The organism is Anaerococcus nagyae, assembly GCF_017874535.1.
Taxonomy (GTDB): domain Bacteria; phylum Bacillota; class Clostridia; order Tissierellales; family Peptoniphilaceae; genus Anaerococcus; species Anaerococcus nagyae.
In genome coordinates, this window is record NZ_JAGGLS010000001.1 from 380,376 (window position 1) to 407,265 (window position 26,890).

19 protein-coding genes are annotated in these 26,890 nt (G+C 32.5%); all 19 read right to left on the reverse strand.

The annotated features are described in order from the left end of the window. Positions 1-120 precede the first annotated feature (120 nt). The 19 genes from J2Z39_RS01870 to sppA all read right to left on the reverse strand — a co-directional run bounded on the left by J2Z39_RS01870 (position 121) and on the right by sppA (position 26,885). The gene (locus tag J2Z39_RS01870) at positions 121-1,479 is read right to left on the reverse strand and encodes a hemolysin family protein (protein ID WP_117520456.1); all 1,359 of its coding nucleotides are present in this window, start codon (positions 1,477-1,479) and stop codon (positions 121-123) included. A gap of 215 nt (positions 1,480-1,694) precedes the next feature. Then, positions 1,695-3,308, reverse strand: coding sequence for a Na+/H+ antiporter NhaC family protein (locus J2Z39_RS01875; RefSeq protein WP_209813504.1), 1,614 nt, complete (start codon positions 3,306-3,308; stop codon positions 1,695-1,697). Positions 3,309-4,061: 753 nt separating this feature from the next. Then, a complete protein-coding gene (locus J2Z39_RS01880) occupies positions 4,062-4,760 on the reverse strand; it encodes a V-type ATP synthase subunit D (protein WP_117520460.1) in 699 nt (232 codons plus the stop codon). 10 nt (positions 4,761-4,770) lie between these two features. Beyond that, entirely contained in the window at positions 4,771-6,138 is a 1,368-nt protein-coding gene (locus J2Z39_RS01885; RefSeq protein ID WP_209813506.1) for a V-type ATP synthase subunit B, read from the reverse strand. Further along, positions 6,138-7,895: a V-type ATP synthase subunit A gene (locus J2Z39_RS01890; protein ID WP_209813507.1), complete on the reverse strand. Its 1,758-nt coding sequence runs from the start codon at positions 7,893-7,895 to the stop codon at positions 6,138-6,140. Before J2Z39_RS01890 ends, J2Z39_RS01885 begins: the two co-directional genes overlap by 1 nt. A gap of 11 nt (positions 7,896-7,906) precedes the next feature. Beyond that, complete coding sequence (locus tag J2Z39_RS01895; protein ID WP_117520466.1) at positions 7,907-8,218, reverse strand: V-type ATP synthase subunit F; 312 nt, start codon at positions 8,216-8,218, stop codon at positions 7,907-7,909. Further along, entirely contained in the window at positions 8,211-9,275 is a 1,065-nt protein-coding gene (locus J2Z39_RS01900) for a V-type ATP synthase subunit C (protein WP_117520468.1), read from the reverse strand. Before J2Z39_RS01900 ends, J2Z39_RS01895 begins: the two co-directional genes overlap by 8 nt. 10 nt (positions 9,276-9,285) lie before the next feature. Then, complete coding sequence (locus J2Z39_RS01905) at positions 9,286-9,837, reverse strand: V-type ATP synthase subunit E (protein WP_209813508.1); 552 nt, start codon at positions 9,835-9,837, stop codon at positions 9,286-9,288. Between the two features lie 15 nt (positions 9,838-9,852). Further along, positions 9,853-10,326, reverse strand: a complete 474-nt coding sequence (locus J2Z39_RS01910) for a V-type ATP synthase subunit K (protein ID WP_117520472.1) — start codon at positions 10,324-10,326, stop codon at positions 9,853-9,855. Beyond that, positions 10,326-12,260 (reverse strand): V-type ATP synthase subunit I, encoded by a 1,935-nt coding sequence (locus J2Z39_RS01915; protein WP_209813509.1) that lies wholly within the window; start codon positions 12,258-12,260, stop codon positions 10,326-10,328. The genes J2Z39_RS01910 and J2Z39_RS01915 overlap by 1 nt, the downstream gene beginning before the upstream one ends. Then, on the reverse strand, positions 12,247-12,570 hold the full coding sequence (locus tag J2Z39_RS01920; RefSeq protein WP_209813510.1) for an ATPase V: 324 nt from the start codon (positions 12,568-12,570) through the stop codon (positions 12,247-12,249). Before J2Z39_RS01920 ends, J2Z39_RS01915 begins: the two co-directional genes overlap by 14 nt. A 248-nt stretch (positions 12,571-12,818) precedes the next feature. Next, complete coding sequence (locus J2Z39_RS01925; protein ID WP_117520478.1) at positions 12,819-13,877, reverse strand: ribonucleotide-diphosphate reductase subunit beta; 1,059 nt, start codon at positions 13,875-13,877, stop codon at positions 12,819-12,821. A 118-nt stretch (positions 13,878-13,995) separates the two neighbouring features. Further along, on the reverse strand, positions 13,996-17,055 hold the full coding sequence (locus J2Z39_RS01930; RefSeq protein ID WP_209813511.1) for a lectin like domain-containing protein: 3,060 nt from the start codon (positions 17,053-17,055) through the stop codon (positions 13,996-13,998). Between the two features lie 158 nt (positions 17,056-17,213). Then, entirely contained in the window at positions 17,214-19,523 is a 2,310-nt protein-coding gene (locus tag J2Z39_RS01935) for a methyl-accepting chemotaxis protein (protein ID WP_117520482.1), read from the reverse strand. 10 nt (positions 19,524-19,533) lie between these two features. Then, positions 19,534-21,588, reverse strand: coding sequence for an efflux RND transporter permease subunit (locus J2Z39_RS01940; protein WP_117520484.1), 2,055 nt, complete (start codon positions 21,586-21,588; stop codon positions 19,534-19,536). Then, a complete protein-coding gene (locus J2Z39_RS01945) occupies positions 21,589-22,185 on the reverse strand; it encodes a TetR/AcrR family transcriptional regulator (protein ID WP_117520486.1) in 597 nt (198 codons plus the stop codon). A gap of 519 nt (positions 22,186-22,704) precedes the next feature. Further along, on the reverse strand, positions 22,705-25,233 hold the full coding sequence (locus J2Z39_RS01950) for a ribonucleoside-diphosphate reductase subunit alpha (protein WP_209813512.1): 2,529 nt from the start codon (positions 25,231-25,233) through the stop codon (positions 22,705-22,707). 187 nt (positions 25,234-25,420) lie between these two features. Beyond that, positions 25,421-25,894 (reverse strand): RDD family protein, encoded by a 474-nt coding sequence (locus J2Z39_RS01955; RefSeq protein WP_209813514.1) that lies wholly within the window; start codon positions 25,892-25,894, stop codon positions 25,421-25,423. Next, a complete protein-coding gene (gene sppA, locus J2Z39_RS01960) occupies positions 25,887-26,885 on the reverse strand; it encodes a signal peptide peptidase SppA (RefSeq protein ID WP_117520492.1) in 999 nt (332 codons plus the stop codon). Before sppA ends, J2Z39_RS01955 begins: the two co-directional genes overlap by 8 nt. Between the last annotated feature and the right edge of the window lie 5 nt (positions 26,886-26,890).

Consider the following 26,890-nt stretch of genomic DNA (forward strand, 5'->3'; position numbering starts at 1 on the left):
CCAGACCTGGTATTGGGTACAACTTTATAAAGAGTATAATCTTATACCCTTTAATACCATCTCATATACTTACAATTATATTTCAAAGTCCATCATAATATTTGCAAGTATCTTTAAATTTTATTTTTCTTCGTATAAAATATTCCCATCTTTGGAATGATCTTTATCCCCAGAATATTGCAATCGTCTGATCCTACAAGCTTTTATCCTATTATCTTCTATATAAAGGATTCTTATCTCATAGCCATTGTATTCTATTGTTTCATTGGCTCCCTCTTCTGGTATATAGCCTAGTTTATCTATTATAAAACCACCTAAGGAATCAAAGTTTTCATTATTTTCATCTATATCTATAGGAATTTTTTCATTAAGATCTTTAATAGAAATAGATGCCTTGACTATATAAACTCCCTTGCGATTTTCTCTAAATTCAGGTCCTTTGCTTGTTCCTTCCTCTAGGTCTCCTACAATTTCTTCTAGTAGGTCATCAATAGTTACTACTCCTGCAAATCCACCATATTCATCTATCAAGACTGCCATATGGGTATGCTTTATCTGCATATCAGAAAAAAGCTTATCTGTTTCTATTTTATCTGGAGCAAAATAAGCTGGCTTTATAAGACTTTTTAAATGGACATTCTTAATCCCCACTCTAGTAGCTTCAAGTAGATAGTCTTTGGTATATAAAATCCCTAATATATTATCTAACTCATCCTCATACACTGGGATCCTAGAATGTCTTATTTTACTAAATTCATCAAGCCAAGTTTTATCTTTATCGTTAATATCAATCATAAAGACATCCGTACGCGCTGTCATGATTTCTTCTGCAATAAGATCATCAAATCCCATAATAGAGTTAATCATCTTAGACTCCATGGGTCGAATAATTCCTTGGTTTTCACCAACTTGGAATATAGATTTGATCTGCTCACTTGTAACTTCTTTTTCGACTGCTCCTGCCTCTATACCAAAGATATTCATAAAAAAATTTGTTACAGATGTGGTTATAGAAACTAAAGGTTTGGTCAAAAACATTACAAATCTAATAAGACCTACAGTATATCTAGTTATTTCCATAGGAAATCTTACGCCAATTCTTTGTGGAATCTTATCTACAAATATAACTTTTATAATTGCATATATAACTATCTCAATAAAGGTCATCCACCTTAAAGAGATCATTCCACCAAAGAAAAAGCCATCAGAACTTAAATCACTTAACCTATTTGAAAAATAAGCAATTGTTAAAAGGGAAAATATTATATTTACTATGTCGAAAGATTGATTTAGTCTATCTTGATCAGATATAATCTTTAGAATAGTCCTAGTTTTTGTATCATTTTCTTTCTCTTCCTCTAATTTCATTGGATTAAGTGTAATTAATCCTGAGTGAATGGCTGTAAAAGTGCCGTTGATTATTAAAAATAAAATTGTAATAAGAATTGTAATTAAGCTATGGTAGGGGCCTTGGTCCATTTATATTCTCTCCGTTCTTTTTTATCTAAGAATGACTATATACATTATTTTTGATATTGTCAAAACAATTTTATATAAAAAATTGGGTTGTTGCAAAATATGAATAATTATCTCCCATCATTAGAGGTTTCTCTTAGGAAATTTTTTACATAGCCAGCCGACTCGTTAAGGCAAAATTTCCGTAGAGCTTCTTCTAATGATTTGGGGACTATTATTCATTCTGCAACAGACCCAAGTTCTTTTTTATTTTTTAACTTTAATACATACATCAACACAAAAATTACTATCACCCCAAAAGATAAGGAAATGATTGCTGAATGAGTAAATCCTGCTATGATATATGCTACTGCAGATATAGCTGCAACACTCATGCCATATGGCAATTGAGTTTTAACATGATCAATATGAATACAACCTGCCCCTGTAGATGACATTATAGTTGTATCAGATATTGGAGATAGATGATCTCCGCATACTGCCCCCGAAAGAGTAGCTGATATGCCTATAAAGAATATTGGATCTGTTGGCTCAAACATAGATACTACAATTGGTATCAAAATTCCAAAAGTACCCCAGCTTGTTCCCGTAGCAAAGGCAAGAAATATTGCAACTATAAAAATTACAACTGGCAAAAACGAATTTAAACTTCCTGCTGCGTTTGCCATAAGTCCACCTACATATTGAGTAGATCCCAATAAATCGTTGGATATATTCTTTAGGCTCGTAGCCATTGTCAAGATCAAAATAGCTGATACCATTGAAGAAAAACCTTCAGAAATAGCATCCATTGACTTTTCAAATGTTAATGCTTTTTTTACTACAAAAAATACTATAGTTATTATAAGAGCAATAATAGATCCCATTGCAAGAGCTATTGATGAATCTGTATTAGCAAAAGCGTTCACAAAATCATGATAAAAAGGACTTTTAAAATCAAAAAATCCGCCTACATTAATTAAGCTAATAACACAAGAGATAATCAATGCTAATACAGGAAAAACTAAATCAATTACAGATCCATTTAAGTGTTCATCTGAATCATCAATAGTAATATCCTTCCTAATGCCTAGATTTCCTTCTTCTATAGCTCTTCTCTCGTATTTTTTCATTGGACCAAAATCATTATCAAAGACTATAATACTTATTACAAAAACCAATGTCAAAAGAGAGTAAAAGTTAAAGGGAATTGCTCTTATAAATAACTCTATACCTGACATATGGCTATTTTCGGCATATCCTGTAACCGCAGCCGCCCATGAAGATATGGGTGCTATCATACAAACGGGAGCCGCTGTTGCATCTATTATGTAAGCAAGCTTTGCTCTTGATACCCTGTGAGAATCAGTTATAGGTTTCATGACAGATCCACTTGTTAAACAATTAAAATAATCATCAATAAATAGCATTATGCATAAGCAAAATGCAGCAAGCTGTGAGCCTCTTCTAGTCTTTATTTTTGAATTAGCCCAATTCCCAAATGCTTTAGATCCTCCTGAATAATTTATAAGTACAACTATTATTCCAAGAACTATTAAAAATATAAAAATTCCTGAAGTTTGTGAAATAGAAGTAATAAATCCTTTCTGCACTAGATTATTTAGAAAAACTCCAAGTGAGCCTCCTGAAGCTAAGATAGCCCCTGTGACAATCCCTAAAAATAGAGACGAAAAGACTTCTTTTGTAAATAATGCCACAAAAATAGCTACTAAAGGTGGAAAAAGTGACCAAATACTCGCCTCAGTAACCTCTCCAGTTAACGCAATATATATAGCAAGCCCTAGAGACAGCAATGCTATTGCAAGGGCTGGTTTTAACTTTTTGGTATCCATAAAAACCTCTCTATGAGTTTTAAATATTTATAAGGACGATCTTATATAATTAGCAAAAGATCTAGCATCAGCCACAACGCCATTTGCTAAATCTTTTTAAATATCTAATCACTTATAATTAAACTCAAATACTTTGTCGTATGCCTTATATTATACTTAATTTTTTCATATATAAAAGTCTTTTGAGTAACTACTAGAAATATATGGTTATAAAAAATAACTCTTAAGCTTATAACCATTAAAATTAAAGCAAAAATCAACAAATTAATCGAGTTTAACTTCTACAACAAATACATTCACAAAGAATTAGTAACAACGTTTATGAGTTTGACAAAAGGTCTTGTAATAGAAAGGATAAGTCTATTTAAAAATTTATAGATAAGGTAAGTTTCATAGAATTTCTAACCCTAATTCATCTTGGAATTTTATCTAAAAAGATCATAAGCGAAATGAATATAAATGTACTTACAGAAAGCCTACTTTCTAAGATTGATAGATGGTTTATAACAATTCTTATTTTTCTAAAAAATAAATTATTATAAGCAATGATAAGAGTAAATCAATCATAGCAAAAGACTGATTTAACTTATCTTATTAGCTTATAACATTAAGTAAATATTTATTATTATCTCTCCCTTAGTCTTTCATAACTTAGGGATATAAGAGTATAGACTGCAATTATGGTAGCATTTAATACTACTAAAATTGCACATTTTGTATACTAAAATAATGCCCTGATTTCATTTGTTCTTCTTATAAATTAGCTTCTAAATTTCTCTGTTCTACAAAATCAGCTTCATTTAGCGTATCAGTTACATCTGGATCTGAAATAATATCTTTTACTTTCATTAGCCTTGCAATAGTTGCTCTTTCATTTTCTTCTAGTTTTGCTCTAATATATTTGATAGTTTCTTCCAAATCTGGAATAGTTCTATATTCTAGGGCATTTACACGACGACGTGTACTCTCTATTTCATCAGCCATAAGTTGAGTAGTTTTTTCCATCTCTGCAAGCTTAAGTAGCTTTTCCATTACATCATTTAAACCACTTATAGCTTGATCAAGTCCTGCAGATGTTTCAGCATATCCGTATGAATACATACTTGCATCTTCATTTTGTTCTACCTTAAATTCCATTTCTGGAATTCTTACGCTCATGACATTTTTAACACCTATATCAACACCAACTTTTTGTGTCGGAAAGCTTACTGCTGCTTCCATAGATTCTGGACTCATAAAAGCACTTGCAACAAGAAAGTCAGAGAAAGAATCAGAAAGTTCTTTTTCTACTTCTTCTCTTAACTCCTTGTTTTCGCGAATTAAAATCATAAACTGACGCATAAGCTCATCTTGCTTATCCTTAAGAAGTTTATAACCACGTTTACTTGTGCCAAGCCTTTCTTTTAAGGTGTTTAGATTCATTCTAGTTGGTGTTACTTTTAGTCTAGCCATAGATTATCACCTAGTCCATATATTTTTCAATAAGGTTATCATCAATTCTCTTAAGCTCAGATTTTGGAATTAATTTAAGCAATTCCCAACCTAAATTTAAAGTTTCTTCGATTGTTCTATTTGTATAATATCCTTGGTTGATATATTTTTCTTCAAACTCTTTTGCAAATTCAGCAAATGCAAGGTCTGCATCTGAAAGTGCTGAGTCACCTAAGATTTTTTGTAGCTCACGAGCATCAACCCCTGATGCGTAAGCTGCATAGATTTGATTCATTGTACCAGCATGGTCTTCACGAGTTTTACCCTTACCTATACCCTTATCCTTAAGACGGGACAAGCTTGGAAGGATTGATACTGGTGGCTCTACACCTTGGTTGTATAACTCACGATTTAGGATAATCTGTCCTTCTGTGATATAACCAGTAAGGTCTGGGATTGGGTGAGTAATATCATCTTCTGGCATTGATAGTATAGGAATCTGTGTGATAGTTCCTGGTTTGCCACGAAGTTTTCCAGCTCTTTCATAAATTGTAGAAAGGTCTGTATATAGGTAGCCTGGATATCCACGACGTCCTGGTACCTCTTTACGAGCAGCTGATACTTCACGTAAAGCTTCTGCGTAATTGGTCATGTCTGTCATGATTACTAGTACTTGCATGTCTTTTTCATATGCTAGGTATTCTGCACAGGTAAGTGCCATCTTTGGTGTTGAAAGGCGTTCTATAGCTGGGTCATCTGCAAGGTTCATAAATAACACTGAGCGGTCTAAAGCTCCAGTTTTTCTAAAATCTTCCATGAAAAACTGTGCTTCTTCAAAAGTTATACCTATAGCTGCAAAAACTACAGCAAATCCTTCGTCATCATTAAGTACTTTTGCTTGACGAGCGATTTGAGCTGCTACTTGGTTATGTGGAAGTCCATTTCCTGAGAATATAGGAAGTTTTTGTCCACGTACAAGAGTATTTAGTCCATCTATAGTTGATATACCTGTTTGGATAAATTCTGATGGATAATCACGGCTTACTGGGTTTATAGCAGTCCCATTTACATCTCTTTTTTCATCTGGAATGATATCTGGACCATCATCTATTGGTTCTCCAAGACCGTTAAATGCACGCCCTACCATGTCTTCTGATACACCAAGTTCTAGCGGTCTACCTAAAAATCTTACAGAAGTAGCCTCTAGATTAATACCTGTAGACCCTTCGAAAAGTTGGACCATAGCACGTCCTTCTTCAATTTCTATAACACGGCCACGACGACGTTCACCTGTATGCATTTCTATATCTACAAGTTCATCAAAATTGACACCCTCTACACCTTCGACAAGCATAAGAGGTCCAACAACTTCGGTAACTGTTTTATATTCTTTTAACATTATGCCTCCCTTTGTAGTCCGCCAATTTCTTGGTCAATTTCATTTTTTATATCTTTAAGCTTATCTATATCATCTTCATGTATAAACTTAGCTCTGGTTATTTTCTCATGAACCGGTAGATCTTCTAAATTGTCTAATTCCACTCCGGCTGATAAGGCTTCTAATGATCTATCGTAATTATATAAAATCAAATCAAGCATGATATTTTGTTTTTTAAGTGAACAATAAGTATCTACATCATGGAAGGCATTTTGTTGTAAATAGTCTTCTCTAAGAGATTTTGTTACATCAAGCTTAAGTTTATCATCATCAGAAAGCGCATCACGACCAACTAATCTTACGACTTCTTGAAGTGATTGTTCTTGAGCGAGTAAACTCATAGCACGTTTTCTCATAGTTGAGAACTCTTCGTTGACGTTAGTATCTATATATCTATCCATCTTATCTTGATATAGAGAATAAGAATTCAACCAGTTAATAGCTGGGAAGTGACGTTGGTAGGATAGATCATAATCTAAGCCCCAGAATACTTTTACTATACGTAAAGTAGCTTGAGTAACTGGTTCTGAAAGATCTCCTCCTGGAGGACTTACAGCTCCTATAACAGTTAGACTTCCTTCCTCATCCCTATTTCCTAAAACTTCAACCTTACCACTTCTTTCATAGAAATCTGCAATTCTACTTGCAAGATAAGCTGGGAAACCTTCATCTCCTGGCATCTCTTCCAAACGTCCAGACATTTCACGAAGTGCCTCTGCCCAACGGCTTGTTGAGTCAGCCATCATAGCTACATTGTAACCCATATCTCTAAAGTATTCTCCAAGTGTAATACCTGTATAGATACTTGCCTCACGGGCAGCTACTGGCATGTTTGATGTATTGGCAATAAGAACTGTACGTTTCATTATTGACTCACCAGTTTTTGGATCAACTAGTTCTGGGAATTCGTTAAGTACATCTGTCATCTCGTTACCACGTTCACCACAACCTACATAAACTACCATATCTGCATCAGCAAATTTTGCGATTTGGTGTTGAACTACTGTCTTACCAGATCCAAATGGTCCTGGAATTGCAGATGTACCACCTTTAGCTACTGGGAAGAAGGTATCTATAACTCTTTGTCCTGTAATAAGAGGTTCATCTGGGTCAAGTTTTCTTTTTGATGGACGAGCCTTTCTTACTGGCCATTTTTGAATCATATTGATTTCTTTATCACCATCTTCTGTTTCAATTATAGCTATAGTTTCTTCAACTGTGTATGAACCTTCTTTGATATCCTTTAATTTTCCAGAAATACCAAAAGGTACCATAATTTTGTGTGTAAGTACTGTAGTTTCTTCAACTGTACCTAAAATATCTCCTGATCCAACTTCATTTCCAGCTTCCATAGTAGGTTTGAATTCCCATTTTGTCTCACGATTAAGTGCTGGAGCTGTAACTCCTCTTTTTAGGAAATTGCCTGCTAAATCTTCTAGTTTTTGAAGTGGTCTTTGGATACCATCATACATATGTTCAAGCATACCAGGTCCAAGTTCAACAGATAGAGGGTGTCCTGTAGATATTACCTCATCCCCAGGACCTATTCCTGTTGTTTCTTCATATACCTGAATACTTGCAACATCTCCCCTCATCTCTATTATTTCGCCGATGAGCTTATCTTTTGATACCTCAACCACATCATAGATATTAGCATCAGATAATCCGCTAGCTTCTATCAATGGTCCTGATACTTTAGTAATTTTACCTTGTTTCAAATTAAGCTCCTTTAATTTAGAATATTGGCTCCAACAGCTTTTTCTACTGACTTATTAATATCAGCAAGACCTATTCCCATAGAGCCTTTGTTGCCTGGAATAAGTATTATAGCTGGAGTCATTTGATCTCTATATTTATCAATTGTAGATGGAATTTGTTGTGCAAATTTTTCTGTAATAAATATTACACCAACATCCTCTTTGGCAAGAGATTTGATAGTATCTGCTGCCTCTTTGCCATCTATAACTGTATATACTTCTACACCGAGTGCCTTAAATGCAAGGACTGAGTCCTTATCCCCGATTACTGCTACTCTATGCATATGTTTCACGCAACCTTTCTAAAGTAAATTCCCTTGGAAGAGAATTTAATTTTGATACTAAAATGATCCTTAGATTTTTAATTTCAGTTTCCTTAGAAATTATATAATTCATCAAAACCTCAGGACCATAGGTCATGGATTTTGCTTTCCTTGAATAATCCATTTGATGATCATCTATAGACTTTTCTAAATCAAGTAGATTTTCATCCATCGACTTATCACTATCTATAGTATTAACTATATATTTATTGATATTTTCATTTGAAAGTTTAACTACTACTTGATTAATATCAACTGCATAAAAGTCATCGAATTTAGAAAGTTCAATATATCCACCGTCTATTAATGCATCTTTAAGGTCATCTAGACTAGCATCTTGTGCTTTTATACGTATAAGAGTTTTGATATTTATAAGGTCAATACGTTCTTTAGTATATTTTGTCAAATCATCTAGACCTATTTGCTCAGCATCCTCTAAAAGTTTTTCATAATAATACTTATCCAAAGTCATATCAATATATTTTGGGTTATTTGTTTCTCTAAACCTATTAAGAGCATCTTTTGCATAATCTAGGTACACATCATTAGGATTAACTGATTTATTAAAAGGCTCATAACCTTTTATATCAAGACTTTCTAAAAATCCTAAATCTACGCTGTCTTCATTAGAAAGCATCTTTTTGATATAGGCTAAATCAATATTGCCTATATCACTATATAAGTGAGTGTATACTTCCTCTTGCACTATTTCTTTTACCATTACCTTAAGGTTATGAAAATTATATCTTTCTCTAAAGTATTGTAAAAGTTCCTTTTCACCAGATGTGCTTTCTATAAGCTCATAGGATTTTTTTAATTCAGTATCGAGTATTTTTTCGTATTCTTCTGGACGGTTAAGAGCTTGGATAGCTTCCCTATAAGAAGAATCGTTTAAGGCCGCTAGGACTTCTCCTAGGTCATCATAGTCGTTTAATCTTTCTAAATCATTTTTTGTAAGGAGGTTTTTTTCATATAGTCTTGTTGAGATAGATCCACCTATATAGTTATCTCTATTCATTTAAGCCTCCTTACTTAAAAATTTCATCAGAAATTTGTTTTCTTATATTATCGATGTTATATTTTATTATCGAAGAAAATCTGTTATCGTATTCGATTTTACCAGATTTTACTACAAAGCCATCTTCTACTGTATCGTCTGATACTTTTAGGCCCTTAAAGTTTTCATTTTTTAGAGCATCTTTATGTTTTTTTGATAGTAAAATCTCACCGTTTATAATATTGGATTTGTTAAGAGTATTTTCTACATATCTCTTATATGAATCAGAATCTAGATTTTTTAAATTTTCTAAAAGTTCATCAACAACTTTATCAATAACCTGATTTTTAGCATTAATCTCAATATCACGTGATTGTCTTTCAGTTGACACAGTTTCGTTTTTTCTTATAGTCTCTGCTTCTTTTTTTGCACTTTCTATAATTTCACGAGCCCTTTTATCAGCTTCATTTCTTTTTTCATTTATTATCTCATTAGCTTTAGCATTCGCTTCATCTAATATCTTTTGACTTTCAGTATTTCCTTCGTTAATAATTGATTCTAATATTACTTCAAGATTATTCATAATCTTTTCCTAATATTATGCATTTAGTACTAGAAGTAGAGAGATTACAAAGCCTAAAATTGCGTATAACTCAACCATTACTGAGTAAACTACACCTTTAACGAATTCATCTTCGTTTTTAGCAAGGATGTTTACACCAGCAATAGCTACTCTAGCTTGTCTTTGTGCTGAAGCATAACCAACAATTGCTACTGGAAGAGCTGCCATTAGTAGGTAAAGACCTTGTTCAAATGAAAGTGCATCCCCACCTGTAATTTTTTGGAAAATAAAGAATCCAATTACGAATCCATAAAGACCTTGTGTACCTGGTAAAAGTTGTAATACTAATGATTTACCAAATTTTTCTGGTTCATCTACTGTTAGTGCTGCTGTTGCTTCACCTGCCATACCTACACCTTTTGCAGATCCCATACCTGATAGTAAGGTAGCAAGAGCTGCTGCTAGCACTGCAAATACTGTTCCACCGTTTTCAATAAAAAATTCACTCATTATTTTTCTCCTTTTCTAATGATATTAATAAAGTTTGTATCTTCAACCATCTCGCGGAATTTAATTCCACCACCTTCGTAGAATTTGTTAAACATTTCTACATAAATTAATCTTAGTGAGTGTACATAAGCTGATAAATATGAAAGGAACATATTAAATAGTTGGAATACTATAAATACTATAATTCCTCCAATAAGTCCACCTATACCACTTCCTGCCATCATTTCTACAATCAAGTTTACAGAATAAGCTACGAACCCACCTGATAAAACTAAAGCCATAAGTCTTAAGAATGATACGAAATCTCCTATCCATGATGTGATTCCATAAAGTTCGTAGGTACCACTAGCAATTCTAGGTCCCCAAGATTTTTCCTTACGTCCTGCAAATAAAACTATAAGTATCATTCCTGCAATCATGACCCACTTAGCAATTGGACTTTTTGTAAGTGCTAGAGCAATAGCTCCACCTACAGCCATATACCAGCTTATTACATCAAAGAATAAGGCATCTGGATGTCCATCACGGATTGCCATAAATCCCTTTACACCAAGCGCAAAGAATAAGCTAATACCACCTATAATCAAACTCATGACTATAAGTGTGTTTATATCTTTAGTTGTGTCAATCCATCCAAAAGGAACATCGATTATACCACCAAAAACTGATCCAAAGATAAATCCAAATACACAAGCTGATATGGAAATCCTTAAGAAAAGCTTCATAGTTTGTTCTGTTTGTTTAGGGAACTCTTTAAGTTTTAACGCAAGTAAAATTGCAATAACTCCAAGAAGTCCATAGCCTAAGTCCCCTATCATAAATCCTGTAAAGATAGTATAAAAAGGTGCTACGATTGCCGTTGGATCTAACTCATTATATTTTGGTAGAGCATAGGTTGAAACAACCGACTCATAAGGTTCTATTAATTTGTTATTCTTTAGAATTATAGGAACATTTGGATCATCCTTAGAAGCTTCTATTACATCAAGGATGTATTTATCTCCTAATAGATTATTGAGTTCACTTTTAAATTCATTTGTCATATCACTAGGTACATAACCTTCAATGATATTCATTTGACGGGTTTTTAGAAAGTTCTCACTTGAGGCTTCTTTCTTCCTGCAATTGGTAATATAAGATTGATATATATGTAAGTCTTCTAAGTACTTAGAAAATTCTCTAATTTCTTTCTCAACTTCATCTATCTCCTCATTTAGTTTATCTTTATCAGTAGATAAGCTATTAAGGTAGGTACTTACATTCTCATCTGCAGCAATTTTTACTCTGCTAAATCCAAATTCTCTTAATATCTCACTAAATTCTTCTTTTAAAGCTAGCGTAGATACAGCAACTACATAATAATTGCCTTCTTTTTCACTTATCTTATAAACTAAGGTTCCATCAAGAGATCGTTCTACAAGAGCTTTTTGAAGCTCATCGTAAAATTTGCTTGAAATAGTACCTGTCTCAAAGAAAAATCTATTGGAGTTATAAAGATCATTTACATTAATATCTATATCTTTCCATGAAGATAAGTCATTAAATTTAACATTTAAATTATCACGATCTGTAGTTAACTTCTCATGTTTGGTAACTAGATCTTTTAATTTCTTATAAATTAAATCAAAACCAAAATTAGATCCACGTTTGTTAACCTCATCAATTGTTAAATCACTTACTTTGGTATTAACTTCTTCAGGTAAATCCTTGGTATAATTCTCTATTGTTTCAATAGCATAATTAACTTTATTAAGCGATTCATCAATTTCTGATAGTCTTTTAGTTTCTCTAACTTCAGTTAAGTAATCATCTTTATCATCTAAAACCAAATCATTAAAATGTACATAATTAAAATCTTGTAAGGTATTAAGTAAATTTTCCCTATCAGAGTCGAAGCTTAGCAAGTTAAACTTATCCATTTTAACTATTGCCATCTTCTACAATCCTTTCTGTAAGATTATCAATAATAGTCTTAACATTTGATTTTTTCGTATTTATTATTTTGTTTGAAGCTTCTCTGGCATTTTGAAGGATAGGCTCCTTTTCAGCTTGAGCATTTTTATTAGCTTCATCAATGAGACCTTTAGCTTTATTATTTGCATCTGCTATGATTTTTTTATATTCATCATCAGCCGATACTTTAGCATCTCTTAGAATTTGTGATGACTTTTCTTTTGCATCACTGACACCACGACTAGCAGCATCTTCAGCCTCTTTGATTTTGATTAAAATATCATCTGCCATTTTTCACCCCCTACGTAACATTACTTAAATTATACCCTAAAACCGAGTTTTTAAGTAGTTTTTCTCTATAAATTAAAGAAAAATTTAACAATCAAATAATAGTGATTATTGTAAGTTATATCATTGAACAATATATATTATGTTTTATTATTCTTTTTTTATTATATAAATTATTAATCCATTTAAATAAAAACGGAAGCTAGCAATTTTTATAGCTAAGTCCCGTTTTGTAAAATTTAATTTAGTTTTTATAAATCATCTTCAATTATAGAAGACTTAGAATATGCTGATACCTTCGCCTCAAAGAAGTCTGTCTTTACTTGATTTGGATCCGCATATTCTTCTACCCACTTCATTGAATCTGGCACTTCATTATATCCTTCATATAAAGAATCAAAGCCTAAGCCTTTTGCTCTTAGGTTTCCAAGATACTTGATATAATCTTCTACCATCTTCCCGTTTAAACCTGCTATATTATCACCTATAGCGTATTTCCCCCAGGATATTTCTTCTTCTACACCTTCTTTTAGCATAGCTTGATAATATTTGATATGCTCATCTGTAAATAGATCAGCTCTTTCTTTTCTAAGATCATTTATTAGGGACCTAAATAACCATAAGTGAGTGTTTTCATCTCGGTTTATATACCTAATCTCTTGAACTGTCCCTGGCATCTTACCATTACGTCCTAGGTTATAGAAGAAAGAAAAGCCTGAGTAAAAGTATATTCCTTCTAGAATATAGTTAGCTATAAGGGCCTTCATAAAATTAAACTCATCATCTTTTTCTAAAAAGTCATTATATTGGTCGCCAATGTATTCATTTCTATGAAGCAAATGTTCATCATCTTTCCACATATAAAGAATTTTAGTACGCTCTTCTGGTGAGCATATTGTATCTAGTATATATGAATAGGATTGAGAGTGAATGGACTCTTGATAGGTCTGTATTGATAAACAAAGGTTAATTTCATTTGCTGTTACATAGGTTTGTAGATTTGGTAAATTAGCTGTTTGTATAGAATCTAGATATGTTAAAAATGAAATTATCCTATCAAATGCAAATTTCTCATGCTCATCTAGATTTCTATAGTCTTTTATATCTTGGTTTAGATTAATCTCCTCTGGTATCCAGAAGTTATTCATAGCTTGTCTATACCAATCACTCGTCCATGTATATTTTAAGTTATTAAAGTCATTAAGGTTGGTAGTATTTCCTTGGATAATTTTTCTTTTAGAAAGATCAATATCCCCATCTTCGTTGAAAATACCACGTTTTTCAACTTCTCTTTTTTTACTATCTTCCATTTAATTTCTCCTTATTTATACTTTAATAAAGCTTTAAAATTATAAGCTTTATTTTTACTACTTTAAAGATATTATACGCTTATAAAGTTAATTATAAATCTTGGAAGAAGCAAAGGACTTACTCAACTTTTATGTCAAGCCTCTTAGTCTTTTGTGCGTAGGATTGTTTACTTGCCTCAATTTTTACAGTATATGTTCCAGCTTTTAAGAATGTAGCTTTAAAGTTTGCTTGCCCTTTATAGGTAGTTTGAAAAGTCTTTTGGGCAATCTCTTTATCATCTTCATTTATCACTGTGAATTTTACACTGGCATCTTTTAGATTTAAGCCTTTTTCATCTTTTATAAGTACTGGTAAGTTTATTTGAGTCCTTTTCTTATATGAATCCTTTAGGTCTAAAACTTCTATATCAATTGGCTTTTTGTTTGGATCTATAAAATTTACTTCATAGCTTGCTTTTAATTTATCATTGCTACCTTCTTTTGAACTTATTTCTATTTTATAGACTCCTGGTCCCATGCTTCTATTTGGTTGAATATATACTACAGCATTACCATTGTTATCTGTTACTTTTTCTAGTGAATAATCAAAATTATTTGGACCAGTTACTCTAACATTTAATGGATACGCTTTTTTTAGATTATTATCAAAATCTTTGATCTTTAGGCTAATAGCTGCCTTATCACCATAGTAAAATACTTTCTTATTAGGAGTAAAGTCAACTTTTATGGTATTAGTCTTTTCTTTTACACTAAACTTTGTGGTTTCCTTACACTCTCCATTGTTTGGAGAACTTGCCTTAACTTCAACTTGATATTCTCCAGCTTTGCTATTCTTATCAGGATAGTAATTATAGATTGTTTGCCCTTGGCTATTGGTCTTACCAGTATTACTATGGACTTCTCCATCAGGTCCTGTGATTTTTATAGCTAAATTAGCGTAAGCTAGGTTCTTATCCCCTGCTTTTGTATGGATATTAAGTTCTACCCTTTCTCCAGCTTCATATTCATTTTTACTAGGGTTTAGACTCATACTTATTTTTTCATCTGTAGGAGGAGCTGGTTCTGGGTTTATTTCTCCTATACTAATATCAAAGTTATTTTCATAATCCTCATAACCTTGACCCATAACTTTTACATTTAGCTTATAAGTCCCACTTTCCTTTATGTGATAAGTATATAGATTCATCTTTATATTACCATTAGAATCTGTATACCCCTCTACTTGTTTGCCATCTGCTAGATTTACTCTAACTAGAGCATACCTTAAATTTCTACCTGATTGATCTTTAACATTTATAGATACTGGCAAGTATTCATTTAATTGTAAATTTTCTTTGCCTAAGTTGACATCAACTTTAAAATTATTAATTTTAGGAGTATCTTTTTTGATATACACATCTATAGTTTTGCTAACTCCTGATCCATCAGCTGCTGTTAAAGTTATTTTTGCGGATCCATCTCTAATTGCTCTTACTTCTCCTTTAGTATTTACACTTGCTACATAAGGATTTGAAGATTTGAAGTTAATGTTTTTATTTGCTGCATCAGCTGGCAAAACTTCTACATCTAATTTCTGACTATCTCCAGGACTTAAATTTAAAGTCTCATGATTTACAATAATATTTTCAACCTTTTTACTGGTTGGTTTGGGATTATTATCATCATTATCATCTGGGTCCACATAAGAGCCTGATGGTTTTGTAAAGGCCTTCACACATACATTAGTATTAGCCATTTGGTTTGTTAAGTCCATCCAATTATAGCCATCATAAGATATATAAGATTGGCCACCAGCTGCTCTTGCTCTAGAAGAGTAGCCCCATATAGGTGCTTCCACTGGTATAGGATAGTTATATCCTGTTGTAGTAAACTTGATAATTGGTGCAAAATAGGCTCCTCTTGGTATTTGTTGAGGATTAATTCTTATAGTAGTGTAACCAGCATATTTTATATTGCCCTCAGCTACTTTAACCCTATTATTAAAGCCACTATTGCCACCTATATTAGTATTTACATAAACTTCATAATCCATGTTATTAGTTGGAACAAAGACACCAACTTCTGTAATTTGTAAGTTTTGATTGGTTGGACCAAATACATTAGAAAACCATCCTACTGTTCCCATCCCTATATTATCAGTCATTCCAAGGGGATCGTGATACCATATAGACTTATCTCTTTCTTTATTTCTAAGTTTAAATATACAGTTACTTGTTCCGATTATAGAGTCATAGTAGGATACATAATAATATCCTCCCATATTACCCCAACCAGTGCCCCATGAATTTTTAACAAGCCATGCGCCATTACCTGGTGCACCCCATTTAAAATTATTTGCACTATAATTATCATCCCAACCTACGATAGTAACGGCATGGTTGCCCCAACCATTTCCATAGTTGTTATGGCCCATTGTGTAAAAATTCGTGTAGTATTCGTTACCATTTACTGTAGTATAGGCAGCTCCATATTCCATGATTGCTCTTTTTAGTGTAGCAGTATCATTAGCATTTCTAACATCCGGTATATACATAGCACTTTCTAGCTCTTTTACAGGCTTTACATATGCGGGAGATGAGAAATCATAAGGATCGTAAGGCTCATCTCTTTCAGATATAGGTCCAGACCATCTAGCTAAATAAGCTGCTGAAATCCTACAATTTCCCCCATCTTTTGGACCCCAATCGTATCCATGAGTATTTCTTAAGTTCTTTTCAGAAAAATCAGTTGATTCACGAGGCAATAAAACTGATTCTGCTGATCCGTAAGTAGCAAAGGCCCAGCAAGACCCATTAGGTCCTTGATTTCTAACAGGTGTTACTCTTCCTTCATCTCTTAGATCATAACTTGCTGGCAAATAACTTGCCATTTGTCTATCTGGTGCAGGATTATCTATAGAGTCATAGTCTGTATAGATTTGCAAAGGATCTGGCCTAACTCCATTTTTTTCTCCCTCTTCACTTGATAAATGCCTATTAAACATAGGGTTTTGTTGGGGACTTTCAATCTCCAAGTCATCTATCAGCTGATCATCATCTAAGCTAAAATGATTTTCAGAATCTTCTAGTTCACTTTTTTGCATGTTGACACCATTATCACTTGCATAAGCAGGCAAAGAGCCGCAGCTTAGGCCAATGATTAGTAACAATGAAATTAAGATATTTTTTTTCTTTTTCATAACTATCCTCGCATAAATATATTTCATATATATTTATATAAAATATAAATTTTTTTGTCAAGTTATAAATTCCTTATTAATTTAATATAGGAATTGCAATAAATGGACAAAAAAAGATATAGGCAAGTTTATAATACTGCCTATATCTAAAAAGTTTATTATTTAATTTTTTCGATTATTCTAGATCTTGTTTCAAAATCATCTGTGCTTCCACTTATTGAATTATTTTCTTTTGCCATTTTTGACATTTGATCTAGGATATCTTTTACTTCTGTTAGATCTCCAGTTTTTTCTGTAAGCTTATCTATACCTTCTGCCTTATATCTTCTAAGACCTTCATCAAATTCACCATATTTTGAAACATAAGTATCAGATCCTTCTTTTAATTGAAGAGCTCCGTTTCTAAGTTCAAGCACTCCATTATTTAAGTCATTAATGCCTTTTGACATTGGATTTATAGCTGTTTCATTAATATTAGCTAAGGCAGATAAAGCTTTTGATCTTTCTTCAAATTGAGATAAACCACCAGAAAGTTTTTCTGAACCACTTCTTAACTCAGCTGATTTAGAATCTAATTGATTCATTGCTCCTGTAAGTTTTTCTACACCTTCTTGATTTTGAATTGTACCAGCTTTAAGCTTGCTTGAACCCGCTTTAATTTTACCAGTTGCTTCATCTAGCATTACTATTGATTTTTGAAGTTTTCCTATATCACTCTTTGAGAATCCTTCATCAATTTGTGCTATACCTTTTGATAAGCCTTGAGATGCTTTGCTTAATTGTCCTTTTGATTCGTTTAATTTTGTGCTAAGCTCTCCTGTACCTTGGCTTGCTTTTGCAATACCTGCTGATAATTGACCTGATCCAGCAGATAATTCGCTAAGACTACTAGCTAAAGCTCCTGTTACTTGGGCATTTGCCTTTAGATTCTCTGCTTGAGCATATAAACCTTGTTCAAGTTGTCTTATAGTGTATACTTCATCAGCGTATACTCCTTCACTATCCTTGCTTTCAATGCTTGCTGCTAATCCTTCAAGGGCAGTTGCTTTTGCTGTTATGTCTTCTACACTTGCTCCAACGCTTGGTGCATTTTGTGCTGTTTGGTTTAATTTATCAATACCTTGGTTAAGTGTCTTTGATGATTCTTCAAGTTTATTTAAACCAGCATTAAGCTCTCCGACGCTTGTTGCCATAGGATCTATACTTTGACCAAATTTATCAATGCCAGATTTTAGACTAGCTAAAGAATCTGTAAGCTTACTCATATCCTGATCGCCTGAAATTGATGAGGTTTTTGATCTAAGCGTACCTGTTGCCTTGTTTAATTGAGCTATACCATCATCTAGTTCACTAGCTCCATTTTGAAGTTCTTGTGCACCTTTATTTAATTTAGTCATATTTGAATTGATTTTGCTAACACCTTGTGTATATTGGTTAACTCCATTATTTAGCTTAGAACTACCAGTATTTAATTGGCTTACAGCTGATTGTATTGGTTTAATCTTTCCTGGAAGTGTGCTAAAGGCACTTGATAGTTGATTAAATCCATTTTGAAGCTGAGCTGATCCATCAGCTAATCTTTCAGTACCATTAGATAGTTTACCTATACCTTGATTTAAGCTTTGACTACCTTCTTTTAATTGGCTTGAAGCATCCACTAACTTATCTGCATTAGAAGTAAGTTGATCAACACCATCGCTTAAATCATCTAGAGATGAAAGACTAGTATCTTCTTGAAAAAGTTCATTTGTTATAACTGTATAAACTTCTGTTGGTTCATAGTCTTTAACATCCATTTCAATTTCCATTTTATCTTTAAACTTATCTAGCTTATCATTACCTAATATTCCATCAAAGTTTTCTCTAAGACCTGGTGTAAGAACTCCACTTACTATTTGATTTTTACCATCTTTTACAACTTTACCATCACCAGCGTCAATATTTGATACTTGATCATCATCAAAGGTAATTTCTGTAACTACTACATAAGGTGAAAATACTTTTCTATCTTTACCATCAACTTTTGCAGTTTCTTCAGTGTTATTTACTGCTTCAGTAACTACTTTAAGATGTCCAGATTTACCTTTAAGATCTTCAAATTTAACTTCTTTACCATCAAGAAAGTATTTTACACTTACATCTACTGGAAGTTCTTTATCTGTGCTTCCTTGATAGTAAACATCCTTATCATCTGAATTCCAGTTGATATATCCATCTTTTGTTTCAATTTTTTCATCTGTTTCAAGATTCTTGATATTTTCTAAGTCAGACTTATCTTTGATCTTTACATTTTTATCGCCATTAATCCAAACAGAAACAGTTTTATCCTTTACTTTTCCAGAATCCTGCGTAACATATATTGTTTCACTTTTACGAGCTAAAGGTTCTGAATCAGCATAGGCAAGATTTGTACCTAAAACAGAACTTACTGTAACTGCTGCAAGGACTTTTACAAAATTCTTTTTCATTAATTTCCTCCTAATTTAATCCTTTTGTTGTCTTCTTAATGAATGGGAATGTTATACTTATTAATGCTGGTAGGAAGAGAATAATTACAAGCATTGATATTATAGCTCCTCTTGCCAAGAATATGCATATAGTTGATACAATCTCCATCTTTGAATAAATACCTACACCAATAGTTGCTGCAAAAAATGAAAGGGCAGATGTCACTATTGATTTTGAAGTTTCTCTAACCGACAAATCAAGCGCCTTATCTACATCATTAGTTTTCTTATACTCAAACAAGAATCTATCCATCATTAGTATTGAGTAATCTATAGTAGAACCTAATTGAACTACACCGATAATAATTGATGTTATAAACGGTATTGTTTTTCCAGTATAGAATGGAATACCCATATTAATAAATATAGCAAGCTCAATAGCCGCAATTAATACAACCGGTATAGCAAATGACTTAAAGACGATAGCAATTATTAAAAATACTACAATTATTGACACTATATTAACCATCTTAAAGTCCCTATCAGATAAAATCGTAAGGTCTTTAGTAAGAACTGCTTCACCAGTCAGCTTACCATCTGGGTCATGCTTTTTAACTATCTTATCAATATCATCAATTTGTTTGTTAACTTCATCCGATGCAGTTTGATATTCAGAGTTTAACATTATCATTTGATAACCGTTCTTATTAAAGTTATCCTTTAATTTATCTGGTAAAACATTACTTGGTAATGTAAGGCCAGTTACTGAATTTAAGCTTAAAACGTTATTAACTCCATCTACATCTTTTATTTCATCAATCATGTTGTTAACACTTTGATTACTTAAGTCGTCTCTTACAACTATAAAGTGGGTTGATGCCATATTGTAATCTTTTTTCATCTTATTTAAAGCTACTATAGAATCCAAATCCTGTGGTAATGATCTATCTAGGTTGTAGTATAGATCTGAATTGTTTGATCCATAGATTGCTGGAATAAATAATAGTAAAAATACAATAAATAATGGTTTTCTATTCTTTATAGTAAAGTCTGCTGTTTTTTCAAAAGAAGGTAATAAAATCCTATGATTAAATCTATTAACCCATTTTTCAGTAAGCAAAAGCATTGGAGGTAATACTACTACTGTAGATATAAGTCCTAAAAGCACACCTTTACTCATTACAAGTCCTATATCCTTACCAAGCCCTAGTTTCATCAAAAGTAAAACTAAAAATCCAGCAAATGTAGTAAGCGATGATGCAAAAATTGATGACACAGTACTTTGAATAGCTTTAGCCATAGCTTCATTGCTTGATTCTGTCTTTTTCTTCTTTTCAACATACCTATGATATAGGAATATAGAATAGTCAGTTGTTACTGCTAATTGTAGTACAGCCGCTATAGCCTTGGTAATATAAGAAATCTCTCCTAAGAAGATATTTGTACCAAAGTTATATAGAATAGCATATCCTATATTTAACATAAATAAGAATGGTATTATTGTAGATTCATTAGCTAAACTTAATACTATAAGAGCAAGTACTACTGCAAGAGCTACATAAATTGGTGTTTCATGGTCTATTAAGTCCTTGGTATCTTTAACTAATGAAGAAATACCACTTAGGTATTTTTGCTTAGACTCTATAGCCTTTATCTGATCTATAGCTCCCATCGTCTTAAAAGAAGATGATGACTCTCCAAACTTAACCATTAAAAGAGTACTGCCATCTGCATAGAAAGCATCCCTTAACTCATCTGGCAAAAATTCATTTGGTACAGTATCTCCTACAATAGAAGATTTAGATATAACATCTTCCACACCATCTACTTCTAAAATTTGCTTTTTAAGAACCTCTGCATCATGGTCGCTACCCTCTAGAATAAGCATACCCGTTGCAGCATTCTTAAAATCTTTATCAAGAATATCTTGACCTTGTGTAGACTCCAAGTCAGCCGGTAGGTATGATAAGATATCATAATTCACACCTGTATGTTGGTATCCTATCCAGGATGGTATTAATAGCAAAGTAGTTATTAATAATACAAGTTTAGGATGGTATGAAATAAATTTTGCGATTCTTTTCATTTAGTTCTCTCCTGTTCTATTAAACATTTTTCTGATAACAGCAAATAAAACTGGCTTCATTTCATCAATTGATAGAATTGACTCTTCCATCAATGCACTTTTACAAGTAGACATCATAATCTCAAGAGTCAACGAAAGGATGTAAAGCTGCTGAGACTCTGAATATGTCTTGGAAAACAAATTCTCATACTTATTTAAAATAAACTTTAAAGTTGAGTCAGCTTCTATTAGTCTTTTATCATTTTCAATTTCTGTGTATAATGCCCAAGTAATATTATCTCTTAAAAGTTCTAATTCAAATGGATTAGCTATAAGATAGTCAATTATGTAATTAACAAAAGATATATACCTTTCGACTGGATCAGTACCAGTGCAATGCTCTTCTGCATTTATAATTATATCCATAGACTTATCCAGAACTATTTGTTCCTTAAGGTCCTTCTTATCATCATAATATAGATAAAAAGTTCCAAGACCATATCCAGCATCTTTCATAATGTCTCTAACAGATGTCTTTTCTAGGCCTTTTTGCTTAAATACCCTAAGTGCTGATTCCATTATTTCAGCTTTTTTCCCACTTGCATACTGAGTAACCATCGCTCCTCCTTTCTATAACTGAACATCGTTCATTTGTTGTCACGTGTATATCATACACCCATTATGAACGATGTTCAATATCTTTTTTATTTTTTTATTTGTAAAAATATGAAATCTACTACTTTAAATCAATTTATAAAGTTATTTTATTATAATATTTGAAAAGAAATACTGTAAGTATGATAAAATATGGATTTTTTACTGTTATTAGAATTAGCACATATTATTTAATAAAAAATATAAATATATTTTATAAGACTTAATTTTAAGGAGTATTAAATGGAACCTAGATAGATACTTTATGATAATCTTTGCTATAATTATGCTAATCTTAGCTTATATTGAATATAAAAAAAAGCAATAAAAATCAGCTATATTCAAGAGCTATAACCCATTGAAATTTAGCTAATCTTATTTAAATATTCTATAAGTTTTATATACTTATTATGATCACTATTATAAAAAACTCACCAACAAATTTTTCTTACTACTTATCGGTGAGTTTAAGTTTATTAAAACTTAGCTTGCACAAGAGTCGCAATCTTCTACTTCTAAACTCTTACCTCTTACATAGTAAATACTCTTTACTCCGGATTCCCATGCTTTTATATATACATTTAATATTTGGCGCATAGTATATTCGTTAGTGATATAAATATTTACTGACTGAGCCTGATCTATATGTCGCTGCCTTACTCCTGCCATTTCCATTGATATTTCTTGATTGATATCATGAGCATTTTCGTATAACCAAAAAGTTTTTGTTGTAAGTCCTGGTGCTACTCTTGGCACTATGGCACCTTTCTTTTCTTCTAAGAAATAGCGACTCATGATTGGATCTACCCCTGCAGATGTTCCCGAGATAATAGATGTTGAACCTGTTGGAGCTATAGCCATGAGATATCCATTTCTAAGACCACTTTCTCTAACATCATCAGCTAGTTGCTCCCATCTTGGGCTATTGTAATTTCTTAGCTTAAAGTATTGACCATTTTCCCAATCACTGCCTTCAAATTCCTTATACGATCCCTTTTCTCTAGCTATTTCCATGGATTCTTTGATAGCATAGTAGTTTATATCTTCATATACCCTATCTACAAATTCTGCGTGGGCTTGGCTGTTGGACCATTTAATATCATTTTTAACTAACATATGGTGGTAGCCACTTGTTCCAAGTCCTATGGCCCTATATTTTTTGTTGGTTACTTCTGCATATGGAGTTGGATAGTAATTTAAGTCTATTACATTATCTAAGGCTCTTACCACTGTTCTTACTGTTTCTTCTAGTTCCTCTTGATTATTCACATCAATAGTTCCAAGAGTTAAACTTGCTAGGTTACATTCTACAAAGTCACCCGGCTTTGTCTTATTAACTATAATTGTATCCCCATTCTTATCTAATATTTCTGTAGATACTGTCTCTGATGCACTCATATTTTGAGCTATCTCCGTACACAAGTTTGATGAGTAAATCATGCCTTTGTGTTTGTTTGGATTCATCTCATTTACTGCATCTCTATTAAAGACAAACGGTGTTCCTGTTTCTGTCCAAGATTTTATTAATAGTCTTACCATTTCCTTTACAGACATTGTTCGTCTTGAGATATCTTTATCTTCTACAAGTTTTAGATAAAACTCTTTCCATTCATCTCCATAGGTATCTTCTAGGGCCTTACCGTATTTCTTCTCAACTTCATGTGGATCAAACATATGCCAAGTTGCATTTATATCATCACGAGTAAGCTTCCAGAAGTAATCTGGCACACAAACTCCTGGGAAGATATCGTGAGCCTTCATCCTATCATCACCATTATTGGTCTTGAGGCCTAAAAACTCTGGCATGTCCTTATGCCAAATATCTAGATAGCATGCTACCGCTCCTTGGCGAACTCCAAGTTGGTCAACTGCAACAGCTGTATCATTTGCAAGTCTTATCCAACGAATGACTCCACCTGCTACTCCTTCGAATCCACGAATATCAGAACCATTAGCACGTACCTTTCCAAAGTATAATCCCATGCCACCGCCGTGTTTTGAAACTTCTGCAAAGTTTGTAATAGATCTATAGATCCCCTTAAGTGTATCTGGCACTGTATCTATAAAGCATGATGACAATTGGTTAAATGGCTTACGAGCATTAGTCATGGTTGGTGTAGCCATGGTAGCCTTTAGATTTGAAAGCACATCATAAAGTCTTTTGGCAAAGGCAACACTATCATCTTCTGGAATGGCCAAGTGCATAGCTATACCCATAAACATCTCTTGCACGCTTTCTATAATATCTCCTGTAAAAGTCTTTATTAGATAGCGTTTTTTAACTAAATCAAGACCAGAATAGGTAAAGAGATTATCGCGTTCTTTATTAAGATAAGCTCCTAGCTCATCAAAATCTTCTGATGAGTAGTTTTTCTTGATATATTCACCATATAAGCCAGCAGATGTTAGATAGTCAATTTTTGATTTGAAATCTACTATATCAAATCTTTCCTCATTTCTTTTTATTTCATGATCTATTTCATACATCAAAAATCTCGCTGCAATAATTTCCCAATCAGGTGTTTCCTTACTTGTAAGCTCACTTGCTGCACGAGTAAGTGCCTTTAAGAGATCTTCCTCTGTCATATTTGCCTTTGTAAATGATTCGAATTTTAAATATAAGGATTCTATCGGATATCTTTGATTATCAAACTCTTCTTGAACGCTCTCTATAATCTCTAGTATATCTTTATCTGTAATATAATTTTCAAAGTCATTCATTACTTTCCTATCCATATTATGCTTTGCGCGATAAAGGATAAAGGATTTTACTTCTCTATAATAATTTTCGTCTATTAAAGTTAACTCTACTAAATCTTGTACTTCTTCAACTGAGACCACGTGATCTTTTGGGTACTTTTCCTTAATAGTAGCTACAATTTTATCTGACATTTCTGATAATTTCTCATCTGTTACAACACTATCTACTGATGCAAAAGATTTAGCTATCGCAAGTTCAATTTTTTCTTTTTCAAAAGTAACTCTCGTCCCATCTCTTTTTATAATTTCCATAATTTTCCCCGATTCTGTGCATAAAAAATAAACACTATATCTAGTGCTTATTTCTTATTTGATGATAATATTATACCATATATAGTAATTGATAATCATCTTAATTAAATTTTAAACAAAGGCTTGTTTTCAAGCCCGAATTAAAATTAACTCTTAAAATTTTACTTTTAGCTATATTTATATATATTTATAAATTATCACTAAAATATTCGTACTCATCATTCTTAATGACAGCCGTATCACATAACATATCCATTAGAGATTGTTTCATAGGTGAAAATCCTATAATTATATAAAGAATTACAAATTTATTTTGTACATATCTGCCAAAAGTTTCACGTGAAACAATCTGAGATAGTGATGGTCTTTCTCCATCGAGGCTAACCACTCTAATATTCATAATCATCTTCCCCAAAGTCTGCCCATTATTAAAATAAGTTAATAGGGTGAAGTAGGCCAAAATTAGTACCCAGTGTAAGATATTAGGTCCATTTATTCCACTCTCTAGTTCCATATCAAAAGACATAGTATTTCGAAAAATACTTTCTACAGAACTAATTATGAGCATATCTATAGCAAAAGCTACTAATCTGGTAAAAAATCCCGCATATATGAATTTCGGACTATCTTTATATTTATTTATTGATATAGCTTCACTCATTGCTTCCTCCATATAGATACATTGGAAGGTTGTTATTTTCTTTCATAAATTTATCTAGCATTTCCAAATCTGATTTAGGATTATCTACACTTGTCTTAAATCCTGGCAAATATTTAGAAAAACTGGACATTATATCATCTTTTTCTACAACCATTGGATCGTCAAGATTATTTGTCTCTGCCATATCATTAGCTGCTGCTTCTAGATCACCTATATTATCTATTAACCCATTTTCTTTAGCTTGGCTTCCATCATAAACTCTACCATCAGCAAGCTTTTTAACTTCAGCTTCGCTCATTCCTCTTCCATCTGCTACTATTTTTACAAATCTAGAAAAAGCAGAGTCTACTAGTCCTTGGAAATACTCTTTTTCTTCCTTGTCCATGTCGCTTCCTGGTGAACCAGCGTCTTTCATTTTTCCTGTAGTTATATTTTGTTCTTTTATACCATATTTATCAAAAAGTCCCTCTAATGAGTAAGATTGCATTATAACTCCTATAGATCCAGTCCAAGTTTCATTAGAAGCATATATTTTATCGCATGGAGCAGAGATATAATAACCACCACTAGCTGCAAGTTCTTGCATTACTGAGTAAACAGGTTTATTATTTTCTTGTATTTTTTTAACTTTGTTTGCTATACGTTCGCTAGCATATACAGATCCTCCTGGTGAGTTTACATGAAGAATCACACCGGAAATTGTATCATCTGTTGCAGCCTTATTTAGCTCATCTACAACAAAATCATTTGAATCGTCAGACGCTATCATACCATCTACATTTACAACAAGTATTTTTTGCAATGGATTTGTTCCATATAAGGTATTTTCTTCTGACATTCCCAATCTTGTAAGAGCTTGGTTTCTTAAGTCTTCTTTTTCTTCCTCAACTTTATTTTGTGAAAATAATGATATGAGAAATACCAATACTGCAAGTCCAACTGCTATCCATCTTTTTTTGTTAGTTTTATTTCTTTTATTATTTTGCTCCATTAATG